The sequence below is a fragment of the Algoriphagus faecimaris genome, from assembly GCF_900101705.1.
GTDB classification, from domain to species: Bacteria; Bacteroidota; Bacteroidia; order Cytophagales; family Cyclobacteriaceae; genus Algoriphagus; species Algoriphagus faecimaris.
Genome location: NZ_FNAC01000068.1, coordinates 1 through 11,192 on the forward strand (window position 1 = coordinate 1; position 11,192 = coordinate 11,192).

Annotated in this window: 9 protein-coding genes and 1 pseudogene; 4 read left to right on the plus strand and 6 right to left on the minus strand. The window is 43.8% G+C overall.

The window, feature by feature from the left end:
• Positions 1-260, plus strand: a pseudogene (locus BLQ57_RS21285) (hypothetical protein); the annotation flags it as partial.
• A 228-nt stretch (positions 261-488) separates the two neighbouring features.
• Here BLQ57_RS21285 and BLQ57_RS19965 read toward each other — a convergent pair.
• Positions 489-2,021 (minus strand): SulP family inorganic anion transporter, encoded by a 1,533-nt coding sequence (locus BLQ57_RS19965; protein ID WP_087941348.1) that lies wholly within the window; start codon positions 2,019-2,021, stop codon positions 489-491.
• Between the two features lie 334 nt (positions 2,022-2,355).
• Here BLQ57_RS19965 and BLQ57_RS19970 point away from each other — a divergent pair, with 334 nt between their 5' ends.
• Complete coding sequence (locus BLQ57_RS19970) at positions 2,356-2,688, plus strand: TraR/DksA family transcriptional regulator (RefSeq protein ID WP_087941349.1); 333 nt, start codon at positions 2,356-2,358, stop codon at positions 2,686-2,688.
• A 24-nt stretch (positions 2,689-2,712) separates the two neighbouring features.
• Here BLQ57_RS19970 and BLQ57_RS19975 read toward each other — a convergent pair whose 3' ends face one another.
• Genes BLQ57_RS19975 through BLQ57_RS19990 form a run of 4 tightly spaced genes read right to left on the minus strand, consistent with a single transcriptional unit; the run spans position 2,713 to position 7,830 of the window.
• The gene (locus BLQ57_RS19975; RefSeq protein WP_087941350.1) at positions 2,713-3,522 is read right to left on the minus strand and encodes an ion transporter; all 810 of its coding nucleotides are present in this window, start codon (positions 3,520-3,522) and stop codon (positions 2,713-2,715) included.
• A gap of 34 nt (positions 3,523-3,556) precedes the next feature.
• The gene (locus BLQ57_RS19980; RefSeq protein ID WP_087941351.1) at positions 3,557-6,016 is read right to left on the minus strand and encodes a bifunctional UDP-N-acetylmuramoyl-tripeptide:D-alanyl-D-alanine ligase/alanine racemase; all 2,460 of its coding nucleotides are present in this window, start codon (positions 6,014-6,016) and stop codon (positions 3,557-3,559) included.
• On the minus strand, positions 5,994-7,079 hold the full coding sequence (locus BLQ57_RS19985) for a lysylphosphatidylglycerol synthase transmembrane domain-containing protein (RefSeq protein WP_087941352.1): 1,086 nt from the start codon (positions 7,077-7,079) through the stop codon (positions 5,994-5,996). Before BLQ57_RS19985 ends, BLQ57_RS19980 begins: the two co-directional genes overlap by 23 nt.
• A 1-nt stretch (position 7,080) precedes the next feature.
• Entirely contained in the window at positions 7,081-7,830 is a 750-nt protein-coding gene (locus BLQ57_RS19990; protein WP_087941353.1) for a segregation and condensation protein A, read from the minus strand.
• A 178-nt stretch (positions 7,831-8,008) separates the two neighbouring features.
• On the opposite strand from BLQ57_RS19990, the gene dxs reads away from it, so the two are divergent.
• Complete coding sequence (dxs, locus tag BLQ57_RS19995; RefSeq protein ID WP_087941354.1) at positions 8,009-9,922, plus strand: 1-deoxy-D-xylulose-5-phosphate synthase; 1,914 nt, start codon at positions 8,009-8,011, stop codon at positions 9,920-9,922.
• A gap of 4 nt (positions 9,923-9,926) precedes the next feature.
• Positions 9,927-10,694 carry an alpha/beta fold hydrolase gene (locus tag BLQ57_RS20000; RefSeq protein ID WP_087941355.1) on the plus strand — a complete coding sequence of 256 codons (768 nt, stop codon included), beginning with the start codon at positions 9,927-9,929 and terminating at the stop codon, positions 10,692-10,694.
• 29 nt (positions 10,695-10,723) lie between these two features.
• Here the strand turns inward: BLQ57_RS20000 and BLQ57_RS21290 are convergent.
• A partial coding sequence (locus tag BLQ57_RS21290) for a hypothetical protein (protein WP_175444686.1) occupies positions 10,724-11,192 on the minus strand: 469 nt, incomplete at its 5' end.

Sequence of the window (11,192 nt, forward strand, 5' to 3'; positions counted from 1 at the left end):
CCTTTGAAAAGCATGGACTAAAGATGAAAAGCTATGTAGCTGTCCAAAAGAAACTCCTAACCACCATCTACGCATTATGGAAAACCAACACGCCGTTTAACCAGAACTATCAACCACAAACATCCAAAGAACAGGAACTGGAGCTTCCCTCTCCGGTCAGCTTTGCAAAAGCTGAAAAAAGTAGTGCCGATCGAGTCGGCACTACACAAGGTAAACATCCAAGTGAACGATCACTGTATGCTTCCTCTCCGGTATTGTAAAGGTAAAAATTTTCAGAAAACTCTTGTTTAGAAAGATAGTACCTTCACCTAGCTCAACTCAGCTGAGCGCCACTGGGTGAAATTTGTAAATCACCCTAATATCCAAACCAATTTGTAATTGGGTAACAAATCAAAATCACAAATAAACCAATCCGTTCAGGCTAAGCACCTTCCCGCCTCCCGGAGGGTAGGGAGTTGAAGTCAGGCTGAGCGGAGTCGAAGCCCCAATTAAGCAAACTCATCATTCAGCACCTTATAGGTTGGATCCTCCATGATATTCACATCGATAATCTGATCTGCTTTGGCTAGTAATCGGCGGCAATCCGGACTCAAATGCTTCAGATGAACCTTTTTCCCAACTTTCAAATAGCGCTCCGTGATTTTGTTTAGGGCCTCGATCGCCGACATATCCACTACCCGACTTTCAGCAAAATCAATTACGATCTCCTCAGGATCATTCAAGACATCAAACTTGTCATTGAAAGCCGCCACCGAAGCAAAGAAAAGGGGGCCGTACATTTCATAGTGTTTTACCCCATTTTCGTCGATATGCTTACGGGCACGGATGCGCTTGGCATTGTCCCAGGCGAAAAACAAGGCTGCCAAAATCACCCCGATCAATACGGCCAAGGCCAAGTTGTGCAATACAGCGGTAATCGCTGTCACCAAAAACATCAGGAAAATATCCTTCTTTGGCATCTTTGTGATAGTGCGAAAACTGGCCCACTCAAAAGTCCCAATCGCAACCATGATCATCAGCCCGGTCAAAGCAGCCATCGGAACCCGCTCAATCAAGCTGGAACCAAAAACAATAAATACCAGCAACATCACAGCCGCCACAATTCCCGAAAGTCTCGCTCTCGCTCCCGAAGATACATTGATCAAACTCTGCCCGATCATCGCACAGCCTCCCATTCCGGAGAAAAAGCCCGAAGCCACATTCGCCACACCCTGTGCTACCGCTTCTTTATTACTTCGACCGCGAGTCTCGGTGATCTCATCGACAATATTCAAGGTCAAAAGCGACTCGATCAACCCTACTCCTGCCATGATCGCCGCATAAGGAAAAATAATCTGTAGTGACTCTAGATTAAAGGGTATCGCCGGGATGTGGAAAGGAGGAAACCCGCCCTTAATGCTGGCAATATCACCCACTGTCTTGGTGTCAATTCCCAAAGCAAGTACCAATCCAAAAACGACCACAATAGCCGTTAAAGAGGCCGGAACCGCCTTAGTGAGCTTGGGCAATCCCCAAATAATCAACATGGTCAAAAGTACCAAACCCAACAAAATGTAGAGTGGCGTTCCTGTCAACCAATTCCCGTCTGTGCCCTTAAACTGATCCAGTTGAGACATGAAAATGATGATCGCCAATCCATTAACAAAACCAAAAATTACGGGATGGGGCACGAGTCGGATCAATTTTCCCAATCGAAGCGAGCCTGCCAAAATCTGAATCAACCCTGATAAAACTACCGCTGCAAACACATATTCCACCCCATGAGTAGCCGCCAAAGTCACAATAACCACGGCAATGGCACCGGTGGCACCTGAAATCATCCCAGGCCTACCACCCAAAATGGATGTCACCAAACCCATCACAAAAGCGGCGTATAAGCCAGTCAAAGGAGAAAGCCCTGCAATTAGCGCAAAAGCGACAGCTTCAGGGATCAGGGCCAAAGCCACGGTCAAGCCGGAAAGGACTTCGGTTTTGTAATCTACGCGCTGACTGAAGTCAAATAAATTGAAATATTTCTTCATGGAATAGTGGGAAATGTGTAATGATAAATCGTAATAAAGGGGTGCAAAAATGCCAATTCAGGAGAGGATCTCCTGAGACTACTCAGTGAGTAAACAAAAATTAATGTGGCCCGATAGCTAGCATAAAGAATTTCATTGCGATACAAAGGTAATAAAAATATGCTTGCCAAAGAATATATTGCAGGCAGGGCTGATCGGAATCAGGATGTGATGCATTGAGAATCAGCTCTATCTGAACTCGCAATCGATTTCAGACTTTAAAAAAATTTGAGCTTTTTCTGATTTCAATGGAAATGGGAGTTTATTTCAAAATGAAGAAACCACTTTACTAACTATGGACACTCATTCTGAAAAGGAAATCAAAGAAAAGATCTTAAGCAAAATCACAGAAATCGAAGAAGAAATACTGGTCTTAAAAGAACATACCAAGCCTCAAGCTTTGGACTCGGCCATCGGACGAGTCTCAAGGATGGAATTTATCAACAATCGCTCAATCAATGAGACCCAGCTCAAGAAAAACGAAACCAAACTGAAAGGCTTGAGAAATTGGCTGGGGAAATTGGGCTTATCTGACTTTGGTAAATGCCTGCGCTGCGGCAATGAAATCAATATCAACCGTCTACTTTTTATTCCTGAGAGCAATAATTGCATCCATTGTGTTCATTAAGACTTTTGATACACTCTATTTAATCTAATCCAAGGGCCCGCCGCATTCCCGACAATAATGGTCAGATGGATCCAGTCCATCCTTACCGCAGTGGGTACAGGTCCTTGTACTCACATGATGCTCAGGAGATCTTCTTTTAGCCATCTCCGAACTCACAATACCCGTAGGTACTGCAATGATGGCATAACCCAAAAGCATAATCAACGATGCCACAAACTGTCCAAAAGGGGTAGACGGAGCAATATCTCCATAGCCTACTGTGGTTAAGGTGACAATCGCCCAATACATTCCCCTAGGAATGGACGTAAAGCCTGATTCAGGGCCTTCGATCATATACATAAGCGTACCCATGGTTAAAACGATCGTCAGTACAGCAAAGAGAAAAAGTTGAATTTTCGTAACACTTGCTTTGACGGAAGAGAGTAAAAAATCTGCCTCAGATAAATATCTACCCAGTTTTAAAATACGAATAATGCGAAGCAGGCGGAATGCCCTCACTACGATCAAAAAGTGGGTGTTGACCAAGAAAAAACTTAAATAAACAGGTAAAATCGCCAATAAATCTATAATTCCGAAAAAGCTAAAAATATACTTCTTCTTTCTAGTTGAAAGCCAGATGCGGAGAATATACTCTAGGGTAAACAAAAAGGTAAAAATCAGCTCCAAGCTGTAAAAAAGAATATTATATCTGACATGCAATTCCGACACTGAATCCAAAACTTCCACCAAGACAGACCCACAAATCATCACCAATATGATCAGGTCAAAGGTTTTGGATGCAAAATCATTGGACTCGAAAACAATATGTGCTAGGCGTTTTTTACTCAGATTCATTTCGGAATTTAGAAAAAATTACCTTGAGAATGAATCAATCTAAATAATAGACGCGCTTTACCCTGCTGCTGATATTGGTGAGCAATTCGTAAGGAATGGTGCCGATGTTTTCTGCTAGTGCTTTTAGAGAGATTTCCTCCCCATACACGATAGCCTCATCCCCGGCTTTTACTTCCATACCACTCACGTCTACCATGACCATATCCATACATACATTGCCTACGACCGCTGCTTTTTTTCCCTGAATCAGCACATAGCCTTTGCCATTGCTAAATCGTCTATCAAAGCCGTCCGCATAGCCAATTGGCAAAGTGGCTATTTTTCCACCATTTTCCATCAGACCCTTGCGTGAATAACCGACCGTCTCTCCGGGCATTAAAGTTTTTACTTGAGACACAGTCGTCTTTAAGGTACTAACAGACTGAAGCTCCGCGTCAAATCCCCCTGTCACCTCCACACCGTATAGTCCTATACCCAGCCTCACCATGTCCCACTGAAATTCAGGAAATCGGATTATTCCACCGGAATTCAGGGCATGAATCAGGGGCTTTTTATCTAATCCTTGGAGCAGAATATCTTTCATTTGTTGAAATTTTTCCAGCTGTTCTCGGGAAAACTCCTCATGAATCTGCTCATCCGCGCCTACTAAATGGGTATAAATCGAGGCTAGTTCCAGATTTTTGCTTGCAATAATTTGCTCGCGCAAAGCTTTCATATCCTCCTCCTCAAATCCGAGTCGATGCATTCCTGTGTCAAAATCCAGATGGATTTTCAATAATGCATGTTGCTCGGCGGCCCATAGGTTGAGCTTTTGGAAAAAATCCAGGCTAAAGACCACTGGCTCCAAATCAAACTGCCTCAAAAAATGGAAGGACTCTTCGAGTGGATTCAATACCATAATCGGGAGCTGAATGCCATGCTGACGCAAAGTCACTCCTTCGTCGGTATAGGCCACAGCCAGGTAATCCACGCCCATGCTTTGCAAATGATTGGCAATTTCCACCGCTCCGCCTCCATAGGCAAAAGCCTTGACCATGACCATTACTTTGGTTTGTGGGTTCAGCCGCTTTTTGAAAAAATTGAAATTATGGGTGAGGGCATTCAGATTGATTTCTAAAACAGTCCCATGTATTCGCTGCTGTAACAGGTTGATGACCGATTCGAAACCAAAAGCCCTCGCTCCTGTGACCAAGATCAAATCCTGATGAAAAAACTCCGGCTTCAGCCAATTGAGCAGGGAATCAGTGGTTTCGAAGAATTGGGCTTTATCATCCAGATGCTCTCCTATTACGGTCAATTCCCTACCCACACCGATTACCAAATCAATCTCATGCGCCTGAATCAAGCGCAGTACTTCAGGAGCCCAATGCTCCGAAGGACCCTGCTGAAGGAGATCAGAGAGTATTAAAATCTTCCGACGCTTTTTGCGCTGCAGTTTCATGAAGTCCAGCGCGATACGAAGCCCCTCCAGGTCATTGCTGTAGGTATCATCGATGAGCATACAGTCGTTTATTCCTGCCTTGAGACTTAGCCGCATCTCGATAGGCTTGAGGTGAGTAAGCCCCTGCTGTATCAAGTCTGCCGGCATCCCTAAAGTCAGGGCCCCCACGATGGCATGGGTGATGTTTTCTAAGGATGCCCGATCAGCAAATTGCGTGAAAAAAGTAAAGGTACTCAGATCAGCTTTCATCAAAATGATCCGGGCACCTTGGTCCTGTACTTTTAGTGACCGGGTAAAATCCGCTCCCGCTCGGTCTGACCAGGCGATTTGCTTTTCCAAAGGAATCCAAGACTGAATCTCTTCGGTAAGCTCCAACTGATCTCTACAATAAATCAAAAATTCTGAATCCTGAAATAGCTGAAGTTTTTCTCTGATTTTTTCCTTCCTGCTTGGAAAGCCCTCATCATGCGCTGCTCCGATATTGGTAAATATACCCAATTGAGGCTTCAGAATTTTTTCCAAGGCTTTCATTTCTCCTGCTTTGGAAATGCCTACCTCCATCACCGCCACTTGGTGATAGGACTCCATCCCAAAAACCGAAAGCGGCACTCCCACTTGGGAATTGTAACTTTTGGGACTTTTGGCTACTGAATAGTGCTCAGCTAAGATTTGACCCAGCCACTCTTTAACGATGGTCTTGCCATTGGATCCGGTGATGCCTATCAGCGGTTTTTGAAAAAGTGACCTTTGGAAGGCCGCCACTTGCTGCAAGGCCTGACGGGTGTCTGCCACTCGTATCCAAGTCACTTCAGCATTAGTCCCGGCGTAATTTTCGGAAACTAAAAAACAAGTCAACCCTTCTTTGATCAACTGTGGGATGAATTTAGCTCCATCAATTTTTGCCCCCACCAGGGCTACAAAAAGTGTATGAGCAGGATCGATCACCTGCCTGGAGTCAATGCTGATTCTTTTTATTTCGACAGGAGTTTTCCCCAAGGAAATTGTACCTGAGGTAATTGCTGCGATTTGATCAGGATGAAGGGTTTGAATCATCGATCTGGGTGTTGCTTTTTTTCTTAAAGAAAACCTGACGAATCCATCTCGGAAGGAAAATCGCCCCTAAAATCAGGTAAGGATAATAGGAAAGCAATCTCCATAAAATACTCGTAACAAAGGTGTATCCACCGAGAAACTGTGTGAAAAACTGCCCAAAGAAAAACTCCGCAGTCCCTGAACTACCCGGAGTAGGAGAGATCATCATCACAATCCACATGATTACTTGACGCGCAAAAACAATCACATGATTGTCTAGCGTCAAAGGAATGTAAGCCGATATCAAGGCATTGAGCATCAGATAGCGTGAACTCCAAATAAAGATGGTGGCTAGGATAATCGGTGTCCAATACTTCCAACTTTTACCAGTCAGTTCACGGGAGGCTTCGATGATTTGGTTGCCGTATTCTTGGGCATCGTGCTTCCATTTTCGTAGCCATTTGATCGAGAATAGCTTGATCAAAATCCATTTGAAAACCCGAGGTCTGTAGAAAAGCGCCAATGTCATGATCAAACTGTAGGTAGCATAAAGCGCATAACTTATCCAAAAGACCACTTGAAGGCTGTTTTCCAACTGACTCTCCAGTACCTTACTATCCGGGAAAATATTTCCTTTTGCAAAGAATAAGATAAACGGCGCTCCTATTACAAAAAATAAATTATCCAAAATGGCTGTCACCATTACAAAAGAAATAGCCCGGCCTAGCTTAATACCTTCTTTGTTTAAAATGAATATAGCGACTGCCGTCCCTCCAACCACCGAAGGCGTCACCGCCGAGGCAAATTCCCAAAGGATAATCACATAGATCGCCCGGGTCCAAGTGAGTTCCCGCTGTGTAATCTCCCGAATCCGGTAGATGTAGCCCAAATCCCGAAATAGGATGACCAAGATCGCCAATAGAATGTAGGGAGCCGATGCATCAAATACCCCTTTTAGAGTACTGGCATTGACGCTGGGATCGAAGTAAAACATACCAAAAACTATCCCAAGACCGATCAATACCGGCACCCAAACCTTGTTTGGATTTAATGTTTTGAAAATTTTCTTGTTGTCAAGCTTCATATTAGGCTGCCTCAATCGGCTCGGTCTTCTCTACCCAAAAATTATTATAACCATCACCTATGATGATGGTCACAAGGGACAACTGAAGCAATTCTAAAATTGCCAAAAAGGTATAGATGACAAAAATTTTGTCTGGTTTATAACTGATAAAATCGGTAAATGGTACTTTCTCTCTGAAACTTATTTTTTCCAACACAAAGTCTTTTTGTTGCTCAATCGTATACGGATACTGAATTACGGTATGTTTTGTTTCCTCAGTCCGAGCGGCCATCTTGGCCATGCATTTCTGAAAGACCTTCAACAGCTTGTAAAGATCCAAATCCTGGAGCTCAGCATCTACATCATCTATTTTACTCAGGGCTTTCAGTTCGGCAGCAATATTACCTCTTTTCTCTTTGGCAAGACGACTTTCCTCTAGGTTTGCCAATTCTGCCACCACGGATTTGTATTTTTTATACTCTAATAAATTTCTGATCAACTCCTCTCTTGGATCGACTTCTTCTCCCTGCTCGTTGAGTTCAGGCCTGGGGAGTAGCATACGGGATTTGATCTTCATCAGAGTAGCTGCAAAGAGGATAAATTCACTGGCCACCTCGATCTCCATCTGCTCCAAATGATGGAGGTAATCCAGGAAATCGTTGGTAATCTTGGAGATAGGAATATCATAAATATCGAGTTCGTCACGCTCTATAAAAAAGAGCATGAGGTCAAAAGGACCCTCAAATAGCGGTAATTTGATTTCGAAACTCAATGGATATCTAAATTAATGGTTAATTTTGCCACCTTATTGTCAAAGATATTCAATTACTAGAAATAATTGGATTTCAGGTCAGAGATTCGGGGGATTGTACTTAGTTGCTATGCTAACTAAAAAACAAACAATTCTTTGGTAAGTTTATCTTTTCTGACCACAAATCGTAGAAGCGTTCATGTTGATTCAACCCGGAGAATTATTAGCCCAAATAAACAGCCCTGAGGATCTTAAAAAGTTCCCCAAGGATAAACTAGTACAGATTTGCGACGAGCTGCGCAATTTTATCGTGGATAATGTTTCTGTATATGGAGGGCATTTTGGCGCCAGTTTGGGCGTAGTAGAGCTTACTGTTGCGCTACATTATGTACTGAATACTCCAGAAGACCAACTCGTCTGGGACGTGGGTCATCAGGCTTATGGACACAAAATTTTGACAGGCAGAAAAAAACAATTTCATACCAACCGGATTTTCGGCGGGATTTCAGGTTTTCCGAAAAGAAAAGAAAGCGAATACGATACATTTGGAGTGGGGCACTCGAGTACATCCATCTCAGCCGCCTTGGGTATGGCTGTGGCTTCAAAATATAAAAACTCTCATATTCAGCATGTGGCGGTGATTGGAGATGGTTCGATGACAGGAGGAATGGCATTTGAAGCCATGAATCATGCAGGAGTCAGTGATTCCAACCTATTGATCATTCTCAATGACAACTGCATGGCTATCGACCCCAATGTGGGAGCTTTGAAAGATTATCTGACAGATATCACTACCTCACACACTTATAACAAAGTCAAAGATGAGGTCTGGAAAATGTTGGGAAAGTTCAGCAAATTTGGTAGTTCGGCTCAGGAAGTTATTTCTAAAGTAGAGGGAGCGATCAAGTCGGCTGTACTGAAGCAAAGCAATCTTTTTGAATCCTTAAATCTGCGCTACTTCGGTCCGGTTGATGGACATGATGTCAACCATTTAGTGGAAATCCTTCATGATTTGAAAGATATTCCGGGGCCCAAAATCTTGCATTGTGTCACGGTCAAAGGAAAAGGCTACGAGCCTGCCGAAAAAGGAAATCATACCACTTGGCATGCACCGGGCACGTTTGACAAAGTCACAGGAGAAATCTATAAAAAAACACCAAGTAAACCACAAGCTCCCAAATATCAGGATGTCTTTGGCCATACGATAGTAGAACTTGCAAAAGCAGATTCCCGAATCATGGGCGTGACGCCTGCGATGCCATCAGGTTCTTCCCTGAATATCATGATGAGGGAAATGCCTGATCGTGCATTTGATGTGGGGATAGCCGAACAGCATGCTGTGACTTTCTCGGCCGGTTTGGCTACGCAGGGACTGATTCCCTTCTGTAATATTTATTCCACTTTTATGCAGCGGGCTTATGATCAGGTGATTCATGATGTCTGTTTGCAAAATCTACCCGTAGTCTTCTGTCTTGACCGGGCTGGATTTGCTGGTGCAGACGGACCGACTCACCACGGTGCTTATGATTTGGCTTATTTCCGGTGTGTGCCCAATCTAGTCGTAGCAGCACCGATGAATGAGGAAGAACTACGCAATATGATGTATTCCTCTATTCAGCATGGAGGTCCTTATTCTATCCGATATCCGAGAGGAAATGGAGTCATGCCGGAGTGGAAAACGGAATTTCAGTCCATCCCAACAGGTCAGGGTCGAATCGTGAGAGAAGGGGAGGAAATAGCCCTTCTGACTCTAGGACATATCGGCAACTATGCCATTGAGGCTTGTCAGAGTCTTGACAAAGAAGGGTTAAATCCTGCGCATTACGATATGCGATTTGTTAAGCCTTTGGATGAGGAACTGCTTCACGAGATCTTTGGCAAATTCAAAAAAGTCATCACCATAGAGGACGGTTGTCTAATGGGTGGTTTTGGTTCGGCCGTATTGGAATTTATGGTGGATCATGGCTATCAAGCTCAGGTGAAGCGTTTGGGTATTCCGGACGAGGTGATCGAGCATGGTGAGCAAATCGAACTGCATCGCCTTTGTGGATTTGATCCGGAGGGAATCGCCAAGGCAGTGCGAAGCATGACTGAGGTGCTAAAAATCAACTAAATTCATGTCTTCCATTCATTTTTTTGAAAAGGGCTCCGGTCAGGCCGTGGTTTTAATCCATGGATTTTGCGAGGTCGGAGCCATGTGGGAGGATTTTGCCGAAGAATTATCGCAAAGTTTTCGTGTACTTTGTCCGGATTTACCGGGTTTTGGAAAGAGTCCATTATCAAAGCCGCAAATCTCTCTGGAAGAAACGGCAGTGATGCTGGAGGAATGGATGGAAGAGCATTCAATCCAAGACCCCATGATTATCGGTCATTCTTTAGGAGGATATGTAGCCTTGGCACTATTGGAATTGATGGGCAGTAAAATCAAGGGAATAGGGCTTTTTCACTCGACGGCATTTGCCGATGATGCCGAGAAAAAAGAAATGCGAAATCGCACGATTCAGTTTTTGAAGAAGTTTGGTGCAGAGAAGTTTGTCAGTTCATTTGTACCCCCACTTTTTTCGGAGAAACACTGGGAAGAATTTGCCGATGAAATCGAAAAGGCCACCCAACAGGCAAGGCAATCTACCTTGGAGGGATTGATCGCCTTTACCGAAGCCATGCGGGACCGCAAGGATCGATTCGAAGTTCTGAACAACTTTCAAGGTCCCAAGCTCATGATTGCCGGTACGGAAGACGGGGCGGTCAAAATTGAAGCTAGCCGTCAGCAGAAAACAGCCTTTACCGATTATGTGGAACTCGAAGGCACAGGCCACATGGGGATGATTGAACAGAAGGAAAGGACTTTGGAGATTGTGCGAGAATTTTGTGAAGATATAGATTAGTTAATTGGCAAAAGGAGGAAACCTAGCCATCAGTTTTGATTTGGGTTGGGAAGCATAAGAAATAAGGAGTCAAGCTCCACCTCATAAACCACCGCTCCTGTGCTTACTATTCCAAAATCCAAGGCCTTCATTTGTTTGTCTAGCAAAAAATTAGGTTTCTCTTTAAATGAGGCTAAATCACTATGAAATCTGGATACGTAGATATGCAGAATTTTCGGGTCATGAATATGAGTTGTGATGTATTCCTTACCCTCTTTGATACAGGCACCGCAGCCGTCATTTGGGACAAAGACTAATTGTTTATAATCTTCCAAATGTAAATTGTAAAACTCAGCAAACTTCTGTATCGATTCTTTCCGCTGGGTACAGGAGGGAGTGATCACTAGACTAATCAGAAAAATCAAAGGTATGGATAAGGATCTGATCCTCTTTGGAATCCGGATGGTCGGGATGATTGCCAAATAGATGGAGGCCTTTTTCTGAGACAAAATACTGATG